This window comes from Corynebacterium sp. HMSC06C06 (genome assembly GCF_001807295.1).
In the GTDB taxonomy this organism is placed as follows: Bacteria; Actinomycetota; Actinomycetes; order Mycobacteriales; family Mycobacteriaceae; genus Corynebacterium; species Corynebacterium striatum.
This window is the reverse complement of the sequence record NZ_KV788464.1, coordinates 53,474-69,875: the sequence shown is the minus strand read 5'-3', so window position 1 is coordinate 69,875 and position 16,402 is coordinate 53,474. Positions and strand designations below refer to the sequence as shown.

Here is a 16,402-nt window from a genome sequence, read left to right as displayed (position 1 = left end):
TACATTGGCACACTATTGAGTTCTCAGACATCATTCGTATCGGATTCAAGCACTTCTTTGAAGCGCTTTCCTTCGAACGGCTGGAGTTCACATCGTAGTCAACATGTTTAGAACTTGTCAACCCGGTGTTAATCTCCGTGTCATCCGCTTGCCGCGGCGACTCGAATTAATATACTCACGGCTACAACACTTGACAAATCGCCTGCTTAAAAGCGAAAACCGCCCACCGATGGTGGACGGTTTTCAACGCACGCTGTGAAGGCGTTGTTCAACTCCTCTTAACGAGCGCTACGCAAGACGAGCGCCAGCGAAGTTCTTCTTTCCGCGGCGCAGCACCAACCAAGCACCGTGCAGCAGGTCTTCCGAGGATGGCTCCCAGTCTTCCGACTCAACGCGCTGGTTGTTGATGTATGCGCCGCCTTCCTTGATGGTGCGGCGTGCAGCACCCTTGGAATCTGCCAAGCCAGAGGCAACAAGCAAGTCAACGGCAGTACGCGGCTCGCCCTCACCAAGCTCTGCAACGGTGGTTTCAGAGAGTGCACCTGCCAGAGTCTTCTCATCCAGGTCGCTCAGCTCGGCCTTGCCGAACAACGCTTGTGCCGCAAGCTCCACAGCCTTGGTGGCGTCTTCGCCATGGACGAGGTTCGTCATCTCCTGTGCCAAGCGGCGTTGAGCAGCGCGCTTGAATGGCTCTTCAGCCACGGCCTTCTCGTATTCTGCGATCTCCTCCTGGTTGAGGAAGGTAAACCAACGCAGGTAATCGATGACCACAGTATCGCCTGCATTAAGGAAGTACTGGTACCAGGAGTAGGCAGAGGTCTTCTCCGGATCCAGCCAGAGCTTGCCGCCACCAGTGGACTTACCGAACTTCTGGCCCGATGCATCAGTTACCAAAGGCACGGTCAGTGCATGAACCTTGGCGTTATCCATACGACGGTTCAAATCAACACCGGAGACAATGTTGCCCCACTGATCGCCACCGCCAATTTGCAGCACACAGTCGTATTCGCGGTGCAGGTGAACGTAGTCATTCGACTGCAGAAGCATGTACGAGAACTCCGTGTAAGAGATGCCGTCAGACTCAAGGCGACGCTTCACGGTGTCGCGATCCAACATTGTGTTGAGGGAGAAGTTCTTTCCCACGTCGCGCAGGAACTCAATGACGGACATGTTCATGGTCCAATCCGCGTTGTTGACCATGATCGCAGGGTTGTCGCCCTCAAAGTCTACGAAGCGGCGCAGCTGCTTCTGGATTGCCTGCAGATTCTGTTCAATGGTCTCCATGCTGAGCATGGAACGCTCCCCCACGTCTCGAGGGTCACCAATGGTGCCCGTGGCACCGCCGGCCACAGTGATCGGACGGTGGCCGAATTGCTGGAAACGGCGCAGCATGATCATCGGCACCAGGTGGCCCGCATGCAGTGAGTCGCCAGTTGGGTCGAATCCGCAGTACAGCGTGATGGGGTTCTCGCACTCCTCGCGCAGAGACTCGAGGTCGGTGGACTGGTTAATGAGGCCGCGCCAAGACAGCTCATCGATGATATTCATAAAAGACTTTCTTGATTAGATGGTTGTGCTCGAAGGACACGAACCACGTGCAACTTGTACTAGGACTTGCCGCAAAGCTGCGGCTTCGAAAATTAGGACTCGTGTGCGGAGTGCGGAGGCCAAGCCTGCGCATGGTCAACGAGCATCACTGGGATTCCGTCTTCGATGGGATAGGCCACGCCTAGACGCTCATTGACCAGAACTTCTTTGTCCTCGATATAGGTCAATGGGCCCTTGTCTTGTGGGCAGACCAAAATCTCTAGCAGTTGTGGATCAAGACTCATGGGGCTCATCCTACATCTCCTCACTACAGAGGACGGCGTCGGCCCGCGAATACCTCGGAGGTACCTAGCAAGCAAAGAAAAGCCGACCATCCCCGAAGATTTCGAGATGGCCGGCAAGGTTAAGGCTAGTTGGCCGGAATGACCGGGGTCTGAGCCCACGCGCGGAACTGCGCGGAAAGCTCGTCCACGCGCTGACGTTGTTCGGAAACGCGTACTCCGGCGGTTCCGCCCTTGGTCGAGCGGGAGGCCACAGCACCGTCAATGGTGAGGACTTCGCGCACGGCAGGCAGCAGGCGCTTGTCGACGCCGGCGAGTTCCTCGTCGGTGAGATCCACCAGATCCACTCCCCGCTTCTCTGCAATCTGAACGCAGGCACCGGATGCTTCGTGCGCCTCTCGGAACGGCACACCTTGGCGCACCATCCACTCAGCTAGATCGGTAGCCAGCGTGAAGCCACGCGGAGCAAGTTCACGCATGCGGTCTTCGTGGAAGACAAGGGTGGAGACCAGACCGGTCATAGCGGGCAGCAGGAGGTTGAGCTGGGCCACCGAATCGACGATGGGCTCCTTGTCCTCTTGCAGATCGCGGTTGTAGGCCAAAGGCTGTGCCTTCAACGTCGCAAGCAGACCGGATAGGTTGCCGATGAGACGGCCCGTCTTGCCACGGGTCAGCTCGGCGACGTCGGGATTTTTCTTCTGCGGCATGATGGATGAACCGGTTGACCATGCGTCATCCAAGGTGACGTAGCCGTATTCCGGCGTGCACCAATAGATGATTTCCTCGGCCAGGCGCGACATGTCCACCGAGATTTGAGCCAACACGAAGGCGGTCTCAGAAGCGAAGTCACGAGAAGCAGTACCGTCCAAAGAGTTCTCTGCGGAGGAATCGAAGCCGAGTTCCTCTGCGATTGCCTCCGGATCCAGGTGCAGCGAGGAACCAGCGAGGGCGCCCGAGCCATACGGGGAAACCGCAAGGCGCTTGTCTAGGTCGCGGATGCGATCGACGTCGCGAAGCAGCGGCTGGGCATGTGCCAGCAACTGGTGCGCGAGAAGAATCGGCTGCGCGGCCTGCGAGTGCGTCTTGCCCGGCATGATGGCATCCGGGTGAGCAGCCGCCTGCTTGGACAGCGCGTCAACCAGGTCGGTGACCTGAATAGCGATGTCGCGAACTGCGTCACGCACCCACATCCGGAACAACGTAGCCACTTGGTCGTTTCGGGAACGACCAGCACGCAGACGTCCGCCTACCTCTGGGCCAACAATGTCAATGAGCCCGCGCTCCATGGCGCCGTGCACATCCTCGTCGGTCGGTAGCGGGCCGAACTCTCCGGAGGCCACCTTCTCCCCCAGCTCGGTCAAGCCGGAAAGCATGGTCTCACGGTCGGCGTCGGAAAGCAGCCCTGCTTTATGCAGAACCTTGGCGTGCGCCTTGGATGCTAGGACGTCGTAAGGTGCCAGCACCCAGTCGAAGTGAGTGGACACGGACAGGGCAAACATCGCCTCGGAAGGGCCGCCGGAGAAGCGGCCACCCCACAGTGCGCCCTCGTTGGTCTTGTGCATTTTTACTTTCCGGTTGGGAAACCGCCGTCGCGGTCACGCTGGTTAGAAATCTGGGTGGACAGGCCGTGCAGCTGGACAAAGCCCTTGGCTGCAGTCTGGTCGAAGGAATCGCCTGTGTCGTAGGTTGCCAGATCGAAGGAGTACAGCGACTGGCCAGAGCGGCGACCGTTTACGGTAGCGGTGCCTGCGTGCAGAACCATGCGGATATCGCCCGAGACGTTCTCCTGGGAGGACTCGACGAATGCATCCAAGGAGCGCTTCAGCGGGGAGTACCACAGACCGTCATAGACCTCCTCGGCCCAGCGAGCGTCAGTCAGACGCTTGTAACGCGCCAGCTCGCGCTCGACGGTGACGTCTTCCAGAGCCTCGTGTGCCTTGATGAGAACGATTGCACCTGGGGCCTCATAGACCTCGCGGGACTTAATACCGACCAGGCGGTCCTCGACCATGTCCAAACGGCCGATACCCTGTGCACCTGCGCGGCGGTTGAGCTCCTCGATTGCCTGCAGGACGGTGACCGGCTTGTCGTCGATAGCTACTGGCTTGCCCTTCTCGAAGGAGATGACAACCTCATCCGGAGCGTTACCCAGTGCTGGGTCCTCGGTGTAGGCGTAGAGGTCCTTTGTCGTCGGGTTCCACAGATCCTCCAGGAAACCGGTCTCCACTGCGCGGCCCCATACGTTCTGGTCGATGGAGAATGGCGAGGATGCGGACTGCTCGATTGGCAGGTTGATTTCCTCAGCGAAGGCGATGGCCTTGTCACGGGTCCATGCGTAGTCACGTGCAGGAGCAATGATTTCCAGGGAAGGATCGAGAGCACGGAAGGAAACCTCAAAGCGGACCTGATCGTTGCCCTTACCGGTGCAGCCGTGGGAAACGTGGGTTCCGCCATGCTCCTGAGCAGCCTTGACCAGGTGCTTGGTGATGAGCGGGCGGGAGATTGCAGATACCAGCGGGTACTGCTTCATGTACATACCATTTGCCTTGATGGTCGGCAGGCAGTACTCCTCGGCAAACTCGTCCTTTGCGTCGATGACGATCGACTCAACCGCACCACAATCGAGTGCACGCTGGCGTACGGACTCCATGTCCTCGCCGCCCTGACCGAGGTCAAGGGAGACGGCGACAACGTCGCCACCGGTCATCTTGGACAGGTACGGAATGGCGACGGACGTATCCAGTCCGCCAGAGTAAGCGAGCACTACACGTGCAGTCATGATGAATCTCCTTGAGGGTTACTCGTCCGAATTGCTTCGTCCGAGTGATTCTGTAGATTTCTGTGGGTTTTACTGAAGTAGAATTAATATTATACGACTAACCCTATAAAACTTAAATGGCGCGGGAAGTAAGCTTTAAGGCCAGCTCTTCCCCGGTTGTGCCTTCGCGTGCGAGAACAAAGATAGTGTCGTCACCGGCGATACAGCCAACGACGTCGCTAAGCCCAACGCGATCAATGAACGAAGCGAGGTACTGTGCTGCACCTGCCGGAGTACGCAGCATTGCGATATTTCCGGAGTGATCGTGGGAAACAACCAGTTCTTCAAGCATACGGCGCAGTTTCTCGCGCGGACCGTTCACTTGGTCTTCGAACTGCTCGAGCTCGCCGCCGACCATATAGAAGGAGCGGCCGCTATCGCGCTTAACCTTCTTCGCACCTAGCTCGTCCAGGTCGCGGGACAACGTTGCCTGCGTGATGTTGATTCCTTCATCGAGGAGCAGCTCAGAAAGCTGTACCTGACTAGTCACCCTGGTGCGGTCCAAGATCTCCAGGATCTTGGCCTGGCGAGCATTGCGAGTGGTTGGTGTCGTGGTCATGTCTTAAGCGTTCTCCTTGTTATAAGCGAGTAGCCACACGAGCAAAGCCTTCTGCGCATGCAGACGATTCTCCGCCTCGTCAAAGACACGGGACTGCGGGCCATCGATTACCTCGGCGGAAACCTCACTGCCGCGATAAGCCGGCAAGCAGTGCAGGAAAATAGCATCATCCTTAGCCATTGCCATAACGTCGGCATTGACCTGATAAGGAATAAAAGGCGTACGGCGATCGAGCCCGTCAGCCTCCTGCCCCATTGAGACCCAGGTATCCGTGATGACTACGTCCGCGCCGCGCACAGCCTCGAGCGAGTCCGTTACGGTGATGGAGCCACGCTGCCGTGCACGATCGACGAATTCCTGCTGGGGTTGGAATCCCTCCGGCGCGATAATCCCCACTTCCATGCCAGCGGTGGCAAATCCCAGCATGTAGGAGTTAGCCATGTTGTTGTTGCCGTCGCCGAGGTATACCGCCTTGCGGCCCTCAAGCTCGCCGAAGTTCTCACGGCAGGTCAGCAAATCCGCCAGGATCTGGCACGGGTGCAGGTCGTCGGACAAGGCATTCACGATGGGAACCGTGGCGGTCTCAGCCATCTCGAGGAAGTTGTGGTGGTCATACGTGCGCCACACGATTGCTTCCACAAAACGCGAAAGCACTGCCGCGGTGTCCTGGTACGTCTCTCCCTTGCCCATCTGCGTGGACTTGGTCTCGGTAACGATGGCATGTCCGCCCAAGTGGGCAATGCCTGCTTCGAAGGAGAAACGGGTACGCGTTGAAGTCTTATCGAACAAGACGGCCACTGATTTAGGGCCTTCGAGTGGCCGTTCTGAAAATGGTTCGGCCTTCAGCTTGAGGGCGAGGTCAAGGACCTCGGCCTGCTCAGCGGGCGACAAGTCATCGTCCGCTAGAAAGTGCCGCACACTCATGCACATACCTCCATTACAGCGAGGAGACGCTCAAGTGCCAAAGCGATCTCCTCGTCACTGATAACCAAAGGCGGGGTCAGACGTACAACGGACTTGTTTGGGGCGTTCAGAATCAGTCCCTGTTTGAGCCCCTCCGCGACGACTTCCTTAGCCACCGGCTTATTTAATACAACACCAAGCATAAGCCCTCGGCCACGTGTGCTGTCTACGAGTCCCGACTTTTCTACGCCTTTTGCCAGTTTTTCGCCCTTGCGGGTGACCTCAGTGAGGAACTCGGAATCGATTTCATCCAGCACGGCGTTCGCTGCGGCGCAGGATACAGGGTTTCCACCGAAGGTCGTGCCATGGCTGCCGGGCTGGAAGAGATCCTTGGCAGCTCCCCTAGCGATGGTCGCGCCGATAGGAAGGCCGGCGCCCAAACCCTTCGCCATCGTCACGACGTCGGGAAGCACGCCCTCATGCTGGAACGCAAAAAAGTCGCCGGTCCGTGCAACGCCTGTTTGCACCTCGTCAACCATCATGAGGATGCCGTACTCATCGCATAGCTCGCGCACTGCCTTGAGGAAACCGTCCGGAGCCGGAATCACTCCGGTTTCGCCCTGGATGGGCTCCAGAATGATAGCCGCAGTATCTTGCGGATCCTGTTCCACCAAAGTGCGCAGGTAGTCGATGTCGCCGTAGGTGTAGAACTCCACCCCACCGGGGAATGGCTCGAAGGCCTTGCGCTTACTCGGCTGCCCAGTCATGGCCAAAGAACCCATGGTGCGGCCGTGGAAACCGTAGTGCGCGGCGAGAATCCGGCGGCGGCCGGTCAAGCGTGCGAGCTTGAATGCCGCCTCATTTGCTTCCGCGCCGGAATTGCAGAAGAATACGCGGGCATCCCTGTCACCGATGCGTTCAATGAGCTTGCCTGCCGCATTCACCACTGGCTCGCTTGCAAAAAGGTTGGACACGTGGCCGACCTTGGCCACCTGTTCGCTGACTGCCTGCACTACCGCTGGGTGCCCGTACCCCAACGAGTTCACTGCGATGCCAGCGAGCATGTCGATGTAGGTTTTGCCCTCTTCGTCAGTGAGAGTGGCGCCCTTGCCGGAGACGAACGCCACCGGTGGGGTTCCGTAGGTGTTGGTGATGACCTGACCCCACTTCTCAGTTAGGTTACTCATGCGTTGTCGTCCTTCCTGAAGACGGTGCCCGCTGGGTAGTCTTCCCGCTTGTAGTTGTCAGGCAGCACCATCGTTCCGATACCACCCATGGTCAGCAGCTCGAGGAGAACTGCGTGTGCGATGCGTCCGTCAATAACGTGCGCAGCGCTGACTCCCCCGCGGACTGCATTGAGGCACGATTCCATCTTGGGGATCATGCCGCTGTCCAGGCCTGGAAGCAGGGCTTCCAACTGGCCACATTCAATCTTCGACACCAGCGAGTCCCTGCTGGGCCAATCGGTGTAGAGGCCCTCAACGTTGGTGAGGATCACCATGCGCTCTGCACCCACTGCCTTGGCGAGTGCGCCGGCAGCCGTGTCCGCATTGATGTTATAAACCGCGCCGTCTGCGCCTGGCGCAATGGTCGAAACCACCGGGATACGCCCGGATTCGACGATGTCCATCACCGCTGCCGGGTTGACGTCAATGATGTCTCCGACCATGCCGATGTCGGTGAGCTCGCCTTTAATGTCCACCAAGCGCTTGGTGGCGGTGAAAAGGCCAGCATCCTCACCGGAGGTTCCCACTGCATATGGCCCGTGCGAGTTGATGAGATTGACCAATCCGCGGCCGACCTGCCCAAAGAGCACCATGCGCACGACGTCCATAACCTCAGGCGTCGTAACGCGGAAGCCGCCCTTAAATTCGCCTTCGATGCCGAGTTTGCCGAGCATTTCATTAATCTGTGGGCCGCCACCGTGGACAACGATGGGCTTTGCGCCAACCGTACGCAGGAAGACCATGTCGGCCGCAAACGCCGCCTTGAGTCGGTCATCCACCATGGCGTTGCCGCCGTACTTGATCACCACGACCTTGTCCCGGAAGTGCTGCAACCAGGGCAGCGCCTCGGCCAGGACGTTGGCCCGATCTTGATTCGTGAGCCCCTGAAGCATGACTATTTCCTTGCTTTCCTTTTATGAGCTGTATGCGGAGTTGATTTCGACGTATGTGTGGGACAAGTCGGTGGTACGCACAAACGCGCTGCCCAGTCCGCCTGTTCCCAGGTTGACGCGGACATCGATGTCGGCGCCGGACAGATCGACGTCACGAGCACCCAGCGCACCGGTCGAGGCCAGGCAAACAGGCTGATCGTTGAAGTACACAGAGATGTTGTCTGGGTCCATGTCAGCATCGGCCATTCCCACCGCTGCGAGCACGCGGCCCCAGTTGGGATCAGAGCCGAACATGGCACACTTGAACAGGTTGTCGCGGCCCAAGGTACGCGCAGCGTTGAGAGCTTGTGCGTCGCTGCCGGTTCCCTCGACGGTGATGCGCACGCGCTTGGTCACACCCTCGGCGTCTGCTTGGAGCTGATCCGCGATGTCAGCGCACACTGCCAACACTGCCGCGTTGAGCTCTTCTTGGCTGGGTTCCACGCCGGAAGCACCCGATGCCATCAGGATGACGGTGTCATTGGTCGAGGTGGAACCGTCCACATCCAAGGTGTTGAAAGTCTGGTCGGAGGCTTGCTGCAAGGCCTTCTGAAGAGCCTCCGGGCTGGCCACCGCGTCAGTGGTCAAGCACACCAGCATCGTGGCCAGGGACGGGGCCATCATGCCCACGCCCTTACCCATTCCGCCAAGGACCCATCCCTCGCCACGAGTCACGGCTTCTTTGGAAACGGTGTCCGTGGTCATGATGGCTGTCGCCGCTGCGCTCGAGTGCTCAGCACTGGTGCCGGTTGACTCGACCACCACGTCAATGCCTTTGAGGACCTTGTCCATAGGCAAAGGTTCACCGATGAGACCGGTCGAACACACGGCTACGTCACTGCTTTCGAGCGCAAGATGCTTGGCGACGGCGCTCACATTGGCACGCGCATCTTGGTCACCCTGGGCGCCGTTGCAGGCGTTGGCGTTACCTGAGTTAAAGAGCACTGCCTTTAAGACGCCGTCGGCTACAGCTTCCCGCGAGACCTTAACTGGGGAGGCCACCACGCGATTGCGTGTGAACACCGCTGCCGCGTCAAAGTTGGGCCCCTCGTTGATAACGAGAGCCATGTCTGATTTACCGGATGGCTTGATACCCGCTGTGGTTGCTCCTGCGCGGAAACCGGCTGCTGCAGTAACGCCGGTCTGAGTGGCCGAAGAAGTCATGATTAGTCCTTAATACGAGACGAAAATAGGGGGTGGATTCTGGAGTAGATAGGTGCCAAAGGTGGGTATGCCTGCAGGCTTAAGGGGCGAGTGCTGCTTGCGGCAAACCGGCGGTCTCATCCCAGCCCAGTGCAAGATTCATGCACTGCACAGCGGCGCCTGCCGTGCCTTTGCAGAGGTTGTCCAAGGCTGCAGTGATAACGAGACGTCGTGCACGCTGATCCACATGGGCCTGAATGTGGACCATGTTGGTGCCCACGACATTTTGGGTCTCAGGCTGCTGCCCCGTGGGAAGGACGTAACAGAATGGTTCGTTCGCATAGAAATCTGCGAACACCTGCGCGACTTCTTCGGCGGTCACGCCGTCCCGCAAAGGCGCGGTTGTGGTTGCGAGGATGCCGCGTGGCATCGGTGCAAGTACCGGAGTAAAGCTCACCGAGACTGTGTCCTCAGTAAATGGTTGCAGATTCTGCACCACTTCGGGGGTATGCCGGTGGGTACCACCTGGCTTGTAGGCCTTGACGTTGCCCATGGTTTCGGCTCCCAGCTGCGCCACAGAAGCCTTCTTGCCCGCGCCGGATACGCCGGTGATAGCAATGACGGAGAGAGCCGGCTCAATCAGGTTTCCCTCAACAGCGGGAAGCACCCCCAAGGTAATGGTGGTGGGGAAACAACCGGGAACCGCGACCCGGTTGGAGCCCTTGAGCGCAGCACGGTTTCCGGGAATCTCGGGGATACCGTAGGGCCATGCACCCGCATACTGGCCGCCATAAAATTCATCCCAGTCGGCCTTGTTGCGAAGGCGGAAGTCAGCAGCGCAGTCGATGACCACTACCTTCTCCCCCAGCTGGCGCCCGATCTCTGCGGAGTGGCCATGCGGGAGGGCAAGGAAAACTACGTCGTGTTGGGACAACACCTCTGGGGTGGTTTCTTCAATTATGCGGTCTGCCAGCTGCGGCAGATGCGGCATGAGTTCGGAGACCTTTTGTCCAGCATTCGAGTGCCCAGTCAGCGCGCCTATCTGCAGCTGTCCAGCGAAGTACGCAGGATGCGAAAGCAGGAGGCGAAGAATTTCGCCTCCTGCATATCCGGTGGCGCCTGCAATTGCTACTGAAATCGTCATGCCGCCAACCGTAGCAAATAATGCAACGCGCCGTAAGTTATTCAGAAAAATTTCCCTTTAAAAAGCACGGGATAAAATCTGCCCTACCCCTCGCAAGGAAGCATTAGCCAACAATCCCCAAAATATGACCTACAACACAGTCCGTTAAGGATGTGGCAGCGCGGCGACGCCTTACACAGCGCATTAAGAAAGCCTTTCCCTCAGTAACTCACTTAGAGGGAAAGGCTTAGCTCTACTGCAACTTCAGCGGCTGGGGTTCCAGGCCCCCTAAGCGCGCATCTCCGCGCCGAGGCGTTGCTTGACCAGTTCGGCCGCTGCGAGGCGGTGCTCGTTAGCTTCCTCGTCAGTAAGAGTGCGGTCATCTGCCCGGAAGATGAGCTTGAACGCCAAAGACTTCTTATCCTCGCCAAGCTGCTCACCACGGAAGACGTCGAAAAGCTCTACTGCCTCGAGAAGCTCGCCGGCGCCCTCTTCGACGACCTTGCGCACCTCTTCAGCAGGCGTGGACTCATCGACGATGAGCGCGATGTCCTGGTGCAGTGCCGGGAACGCAGACAAGACCGGTGCTGGGAAAAGCTCGTCGGTCGGCAGCGCGGTGACATCGATTTCCATTGCACACGTGCGTGCAGGAAGGTTCAGCGCCTCGAGAACCTGTGGGTGCAACTCGCCGGCGTAGCCAACGATGATGGACTCACCGTCGACGACTGCCTTCACCGCAGCGCAACGGCCCGGGTGCCAAGGCAGCTGCTCGGCAGCCTCCAGCTCGATCTCGACGCCAGCCGCACGAGCAACCTGACGAGCAGACTCAATAGCATCGGCGTAGGTAAAGGCACGACCCTCGCCCCACGGGCCTTCATGCTCGATGTTGCCGGTAGCTACGGTCGCGACATGGAGCGGCTGCTCTGGGAGGGATTCGCGCAGTTCCTTGACCACATCGTCTGCTGGACGCTGCTCAACGGACGGCATCGGCGAAGAATCCGCGCGCTTGAAGGAGACCTGCTGCAGACCAAACAGTGCCAGATCTGCACGGCCACGTGCGACGTTACGACCGATGGCTTCTAGCATGTTCGGCAGCAGGGTCGTGCTCAAGATGGCCTTGTCAGACTCCAGCGGGTTCTGCACGGAAACAGTGCGGCGGCGGTCGTCGTCCGCGTCCAATCCCCATACGTCAAACGTGTCGTTGGCGATGAACGGAGAAGGCAGAACCTCGGCGTAACCGGCATAGGCCAAGCCATGACCGATGGCGCGGCGACGCTTCTGAGCCGGGGTGAGTCCGCGACCGCCGACTGGGGTCGGAAGAATCGTCGGAATGTCCTCGAGGCCCTCGAGACGCAGGACTTCCTCAATCAGGTCGACATCCATGGTGATGTCGGTACGCCAGGTAGCTGGGGTGACCAGCAGGTTCTCCCCCTGCTCTTCCACGGTGCAGCCCACCTCGCGCAGACGTTGCACGATAGTCTCGCGGGAATACTCCACGCCCGCGTATTCGCTTGGCTTGCTGGCCCGCATGGTGATCTGCTGCGGCTTGGCGACGTCGCCCACAAGGGTACGGCCGGACTCGATGGTGCCGCCAGCAATCTCGACGAGCAAAGCGCAAGCAACATCGAGCGCGACCTCAACGATGGCCGGGTCTACGCCGCGCTCGAAGCGGCGGGAGGCCTCCGAGGAAAGCTTGTGGCGGCGAGAGGTACGCGCAACCGTAATTGGGTCCCAAATAGCGGACTCGAAGTACACATCAGTGGTCTCGTCCATGATTTCAGTGGAGGTACCACCCATGACACCAGCCATGGACTGAATGCCATTGTCATCGCAGATGAGGACGTCGCCGGCGGAAAGGGTGCGCTGGACATGGTCCAAGGTCTCGAACTTCTCGCCCTCTTCCGCATTGCGCACTACCAAGTCACCCTTAACGAGGTTGGCGTCGAACGCGTGCATAGGAGCGCCCAGCAGCAGCATCACGTAGTTGGTGACGTCGGTAGCCGGGTTGACGGCACGCTGGCCGGACAGCATGAGCTCGCGTTCCATCCAGAATGGAGTGCGGGCATTCGGGTCGATTCCGGAGACCTTGCGCAAACCAAAGCGCTGGGCCTTGGTCTCCTCACGCAGGTCAATGTTGATGAGGGCCCCCTCCGGTGCCGGAACACCAGAAACATCGATGCCTGCAACGGACGGGTCCTGCGCAACGTCAGCAAATTCGAGGTCGAAAGCCGAAGCAATCTCGCGAGTCAGGCCACGTGCCGAGAGCGCGTAGCCACGGTCCGGGGTGATGTTGACGTCGAATACGGTGTCAGCCAAGGCGATGAGCTTGCGGGCATCCTGGCCGATGTACTGACCGTACTCCTCGCCCAAGGTGATGATGCCATCGGACTTCTCAGCGAACCCGAGCTCCGCGGCGGAGCACAGCATGCCGTTGGAGATGTGATCGTAGGTCTCGCGGGCAGCAATCTTGAATCCACCCGGCAACTCGGCACCCGGCAGCGCCACGACGACGTGATCGCCGAGACGGAAGTTGCGAGCGCCGCAGATGATACCCTGCAGCTCACCGGTGCCGTTTGCGTCACCGACGTTGACCTGGCAGTAACGAATGGGCTTCTTAAATTGGGTGAGCTCCTCGATTTCCTCCACCTTGCCGATGACCAGCGGGCCGGTGGTCTCTGGGAGATTCTCGTAGCCTTCGGTCTCGAAACCGACGCGCACGTATCCGGAGTCCAGTTCCTCTGGGGTTACTTTCCAACCGGGGTTCTTAGCGCCAAGCAGTCCGGTGACCCAGCTCTGGGAAATAAGCATTGTTTTCTTCCTGTCCTTTCTGGGTTCTTCTTATGCCTGTACGCCGAATGGCAGGGTGAAGCGAACGTCGCCCTCGACCATGTCTCGCATGTCGGTAAGGCCATTGCGGAACTGCAAGGTGCGCTCGAGGCCCATACCGAATGCAAAGCCGGTGTACTCCTCTGGGTCAACGCCCACTGCGCGGAGGACGTTCGGGTTGACCATGCCGCAGCCGCCCCACTCGATCCAGCCTGCGCCGCCCTTCTTGTTTGGGAACCAGACATCGACCTCGGCAGAAGGCTCGGTGAACGGGAAGTAGTTGGTGCGCATGCGGGTCTTGGTCTCAGGGCCGAACAGGACCTTGGCCAAGTGGTCCAAGGTGCCGCGTAGATGAGCCATAGTCAGGCCCTTGTCCACTGCGAGTCCCTCAACCTGGTGGAATACCGGGGTGTGCGTAGCGTCGAGTTCGTCGGTACGGAACACACGACCTGGGCAAGCAATGTAGAGCGGAACATCGCGGTCCAGCATGGTGCGTACCTGTACAGGAGAAGTGTGGGTACGCAACACCTGCTTTGAGCCTTCAGTCGAGACATGGAAGGTGTCTTGCAGGGTACGTGCTGGGTGATCCGGCTTGAAGTTCAACGCATCAAAGTTGAAGTACTCCGCCTCGACCTCAGGACCATCGGCGATTTCCCAGCCCATGCCGACGAAGATGTCGGCGATGCGCTCGGACAATGCCGTAATTGGATGAAGAGCACCGGTCTGGGCGCGGGTGGTGGGGATGGTGACGTCGACGGTCTCGGCAGCGAGCTGAGCCGCACGAGCCTCCGCCTCAAGAACAGCCTGAATCTCCGCGTAGCGCTTCTCGACGCGACCGCGCGCCATGTTGACGTTACGGCCAGCGTCCTTGCGCTGATCCTTAGGCAGGCTGCCGAGCATCGTGCGAGCTTGTGGGATATAGCCCTGCTCACCGAGGTGCTCACGGCGAGCCACCGTCAGCTCATCGAGCGTGGTAGCTGCTTCGAACGCGGTGATTGCGTCGTCGGCAGCCGCGCCCAGGGCGGCTTCGGTCAATTCGATCTGAGGTGTATCGGACACGTGCCTTAAGTACCTTCTTCTAGCGAGAAAAACTAACGCCTTTATCTTAGCGCAGTTCACTCGCCCCTAACGCAGCGGGGCGCCGCTCCACTGAGCCCCGCTAACGTTTCCTAGTTGATCGAACGGGTCCAATCAACGGGCATGACCCCTGAAAAGGAGACAGGGTGAGGGGCAGTTATGCCCGTCATCGGGTTCCAGTTCCACCGTCACCAGTTGGTGCGCTGGCGACTCGACGTCCAGGGCGTGGCCAAGCTGCGTCTTCGCGAGAAAGACGGAAGGCACCGACACAATGTGGAAAGGAATAGCCATAAGCCAAACGCTCCCGTTCGTTAGCCACCACTTTTCCGTTCGGATTGTGACATGCCAAACAATTTTTAGGAGCGATTCAACGCTTTGGCAGATTCATACAAACAAATTGAGGCTGCCGTGGCAAGGTTGAGCGACTCCGCGCGGCCGAGGATCGGAATGCGCACGCGCATGTCCGCTTCTTCTTGCAACTCCCCTAGTCCATGGGCTTCGTTACCGAACAACCAGGCGGTGGGTTGGCTGAGATCGGCCTCGGCAAGATCTACTTCCCCATCAGCGGCAGTCGCCAGAATCTGCATGCCTGACTTCCGCAGCTGCCCAAGCACATCCTTGATGTTCGGATCGCGCGCTACGGGAATATGAAACAGTGACCCAGCCGAGGCACGCGCCACTTTGCAGCCCAGAGGATCGACTGTCTCGCCTGCAAAGATGACGCCGTCGGCGCCCATAGCGTCCGAAGTACGGATGAGCGTTCCAGCATTGCCAGGCTCCGAGGTAAGGACTGGCACAGATACTAGATTTGGCTTGCCGTTGAGAATCTTTCCGGCCGACCAAAGAACAGGCTTGCAGAGTGCGAAAAGACCGGTTGTGGTTGCGGTATCAGAGAGATGGCGTGCGGCTTTGTCTGTGATTGGATGGACGTAGACATCCATATAGCCACACGCAGTGACGATGTCTTGGAAGCGTTCCGCAGCCTTCTCGGTCACGAATACGTCAGTGGCGGCGCCGGTAGATACTGCGGCGTCGACTGCGTTTTCGCCCTCAATGATGAATTGATTCGCCTTTTTGCGGGCCGCTGCACGGTGCAGTTTGGAGGCATTGACGATGCGCGGCGTGCGCTCTGTAAAGGCACTCTCAAAGTCGAGGTTCATGGCCACCACCTTACTAGCCAGGTTTGGCGCTTAGAACCTCCCCCTCCCCTGCAAGGCCAATCACCTTGAGCCCCTTCACCCAGACGAGGCTTTTAATGCACAAACCCTCCATCTCTCATTGCACGAGAGATGGAGGGTGAAGGTCGACAGACTACTTAAGACTATTTACGCAGCGGAACGCCTTGCGCATCACGGTCGAATCCGCCGGCGCCGGCCAGTATCATGATGAACTCTACGAATGCCCACAATGAGATGAAACCAACTACAAAGAAACCAATGAGCACAAACACGGTGATGCAACCGAAGATGAAGCCCAACAACTGGCCGAGCGCGCGCCCGGTGTTCCCCAGGTAGAAGTTGTGCGCGCCGAGGTAGCCGAAGAAAAAGGCGAGCAGCCATGCAGCAACCCAGGACTTCTGCTCAGCTACAACGGCATACTGCTGTTGCATTGGGTAGGCCTGCCCGTATTGCGGTTGGCTAAATTGCTGCGGCGCAGAATAGCCCTGGCCATATTGCGGTTGTCCGCCCTGAAACTGCGCTGGAACATTGTTACCCTGTGGCTGGCCAAATGGATTTACCGGCTGGCCACCAGCATTGCCTTGCTGAAAACCATTGTTTGGGTAGGCCATAAAAGTGCTCCTGAAAATGGACAAAATTTAAGAAAAAAGTTCAACGCCCCTGCGCTGAACACCACAATCAAGGTAACACGACAAATCACTCGGCACATAAAAGAAAGAATCAATTGGGGAATCATCCCCAACCAATGGGAATTTGATTATCTGCCGGTTTAAGAAAATTGCAGCGAA

At 58.7% G+C, this 16,402-nt stretch carries 15 protein-coding genes; 1 reads left to right on the top strand and 14 read right to left on the bottom strand.

Annotated elements, in window-relative coordinates; all coding sequences use genetic code 11:
* Window positions 1-288 precede the first annotated feature (288 nt).
* From tyrS to HMPREF3153_RS12950, 14 genes are all read right to left on the bottom strand, one after another.
* On the bottom strand, window positions 289-1,548 hold the full coding sequence (gene tyrS, locus HMPREF3153_RS01405) for a tyrosine--tRNA ligase (RefSeq protein WP_070419820.1): 1,260 nt from the start codon (window positions 1,546-1,548) through the stop codon (window positions 289-291).
* A gap of 92 nt (window positions 1,549-1,640) precedes the next feature.
* On the bottom strand, window positions 1,641-1,841 hold the full coding sequence (locus tag HMPREF3153_RS01400; protein WP_046646854.1) for a Trm112 family protein: 201 nt from the start codon (window positions 1,839-1,841) through the stop codon (window positions 1,641-1,643).
* Window positions 1,842-1,957: 116 nt separating this feature from the next.
* The gene (gene argH, locus HMPREF3153_RS01395; protein ID WP_046646853.1) at window positions 1,958-3,391 is read right to left on the bottom strand and encodes an argininosuccinate lyase; all 1,434 of its coding nucleotides are present in this window, start codon (window positions 3,389-3,391) and stop codon (window positions 1,958-1,960) included.
* Between the two features lie 2 nt (window positions 3,392-3,393).
* Complete coding sequence (locus HMPREF3153_RS01390) at window positions 3,394-4,608, bottom strand: argininosuccinate synthase (RefSeq protein WP_070419819.1); 1,215 nt, start codon at window positions 4,606-4,608, stop codon at window positions 3,394-3,396.
* Between the two features lie 112 nt (window positions 4,609-4,720).
* Complete coding sequence (locus HMPREF3153_RS01385; RefSeq protein ID WP_005529353.1) at window positions 4,721-5,206, bottom strand: arginine repressor; 486 nt, start codon at window positions 5,204-5,206, stop codon at window positions 4,721-4,723.
* Window positions 5,207-5,209: 3 nt separating this feature from the next.
* On the bottom strand, window positions 5,210-6,130 hold the full coding sequence (gene argF / locus HMPREF3153_RS01380; protein ID WP_046646852.1) for an ornithine carbamoyltransferase: 921 nt from the start codon (window positions 6,128-6,130) through the stop codon (window positions 5,210-5,212).
* Window positions 6,127-7,296, bottom strand: coding sequence for an acetylornithine transaminase (locus HMPREF3153_RS01375; RefSeq protein WP_070419818.1), 1,170 nt, complete (start codon window positions 7,294-7,296; stop codon window positions 6,127-6,129). The genes argF and HMPREF3153_RS01375 overlap by 4 nt, the downstream gene beginning before the upstream one ends.
* Window positions 7,293-8,228 (bottom strand): acetylglutamate kinase, encoded by a 936-nt coding sequence (gene argB, locus HMPREF3153_RS01370; protein WP_005529348.1) that lies wholly within the window; start codon window positions 8,226-8,228, stop codon window positions 7,293-7,295. Before argB ends, HMPREF3153_RS01375 begins: the two co-directional genes overlap by 4 nt.
* Window positions 8,229-8,249: 21 nt before the next feature.
* A complete protein-coding gene (gene argJ / locus HMPREF3153_RS01365) occupies window positions 8,250-9,431 on the bottom strand; it encodes a bifunctional glutamate N-acetyltransferase/amino-acid acetyltransferase ArgJ (protein WP_070419817.1) in 1,182 nt (393 codons plus the stop codon).
* A gap of 79 nt (window positions 9,432-9,510) precedes the next feature.
* On the bottom strand, window positions 9,511-10,554 hold the full coding sequence (gene argC / locus HMPREF3153_RS01360) for an N-acetyl-gamma-glutamyl-phosphate reductase (RefSeq protein ID WP_046646849.1): 1,044 nt from the start codon (window positions 10,552-10,554) through the stop codon (window positions 9,511-9,513).
* 267 nt (window positions 10,555-10,821) lie between these two features.
* Window positions 10,822-13,341 carry a phenylalanine--tRNA ligase subunit beta gene (gene pheT / locus HMPREF3153_RS01355; RefSeq protein WP_070419816.1) on the bottom strand — a complete coding sequence of 840 codons (2,520 nt, stop codon included), beginning with the start codon at window positions 13,339-13,341 and terminating at the stop codon, window positions 10,822-10,824.
* Between the two features lie 30 nt (window positions 13,342-13,371).
* A complete protein-coding gene (gene pheS, locus HMPREF3153_RS01350) occupies window positions 13,372-14,418 on the bottom strand; it encodes a phenylalanine--tRNA ligase subunit alpha (protein WP_046646847.1) in 1,047 nt (348 codons plus the stop codon).
* A 374-nt stretch (window positions 14,419-14,792) separates the two neighbouring features.
* A complete protein-coding gene (locus tag HMPREF3153_RS01345; protein ID WP_046646846.1) occupies window positions 14,793-15,596 on the bottom strand; it encodes a TrmH family RNA methyltransferase in 804 nt (267 codons plus the stop codon).
* A gap of 161 nt (window positions 15,597-15,757) precedes the next feature.
* Complete coding sequence (locus tag HMPREF3153_RS12950) at window positions 15,758-16,045, bottom strand: TM2 domain-containing protein (protein ID WP_223197846.1); 288 nt, start codon at window positions 16,043-16,045, stop codon at window positions 15,758-15,760.
* A 24-nt stretch (window positions 16,046-16,069) separates the two neighbouring features.
* Here HMPREF3153_RS12950 and HMPREF3153_RS12945 point away from each other — a divergent pair, with 24 nt between their 5' ends.
* Window positions 16,070-16,387, top strand: coding sequence for a hypothetical protein (locus HMPREF3153_RS12945; RefSeq protein ID WP_223197845.1), 318 nt, complete (start codon window positions 16,070-16,072; stop codon window positions 16,385-16,387).
* The last annotated feature ends 15 nt before the right edge of the window (window positions 16,388-16,402 follow it).

Bases quoted from the DNA above. Each gene is read 5' to 3' on its own strand.
- tyrS (WP_070419820.1), bottom strand. From the start codon at position 1,548: ATGAATATCATCGATGAGCTGTCTTGGCGCGGCCTCATTAACCAGTCC.
- HMPREF3153_RS01400 (WP_046646854.1), bottom strand. From the start codon at position 1,841: ATGAGCCCCATGAGTCTTGATCCACAACTGCTAGAGATTTTGGTCTGC.
- argH (WP_046646853.1), bottom strand. From the start codon at position 3,391: ATGCACAAGACCAACGAGGGCGCACTGTGGGGTGGCCGCTTCTCCGGC.
- HMPREF3153_RS01390 (WP_070419819.1), bottom strand. From the start codon at position 4,608: ATGACTGCACGTGTAGTGCTCGCTTACTCTGGCGGACTGGATACGTCC.
- HMPREF3153_RS01385 (WP_005529353.1), bottom strand. From the start codon at position 5,206: ATGACCACGACACCAACCACTCGCAATGCTCGCCAGGCCAAGATCCTG.
- argF (WP_046646852.1), bottom strand. From the start codon at position 6,130: ATGAGTGTGCGGCACTTTCTAGCGGACGATGACTTGTCGCCCGCTGAG.
- HMPREF3153_RS01375 (WP_070419818.1), bottom strand. From the start codon at position 7,296: ATGAGTAACCTAACTGAGAAGTGGGGTCAGGTCATCACCAACACCTAC.
- argB (WP_005529348.1), bottom strand. From the start codon at position 8,228: ATGCTTCAGGGGCTCACGAATCAAGATCGGGCCAACGTCCTGGCCGAG.
- argJ (WP_070419817.1), bottom strand. From the start codon at position 9,431: ATGACTTCTTCGGCCACTCAGACCGGCGTTACTGCAGCAGCCGGTTTC.
- argC (WP_046646849.1), bottom strand. From the start codon at position 10,554: ATGACGATTTCAGTAGCAATTGCAGGCGCCACCGGATATGCAGGAGGC.
- pheT (WP_070419816.1), bottom strand. From the start codon at position 13,341: ATGCTTATTTCCCAGAGCTGGGTCACCGGACTGCTTGGCGCTAAGAAC.
- HMPREF3153_RS01345 (WP_046646846.1), bottom strand. From the start codon at position 15,596: ATGAACCTCGACTTTGAGAGTGCCTTTACAGAGCGCACGCCGCGCATC.
- HMPREF3153_RS12950 (WP_223197846.1), bottom strand. From the start codon at position 16,045: ATGCAACAGCAGTATGCCGTTGTAGCTGAGCAGAAGTCCTGGGTTGCT.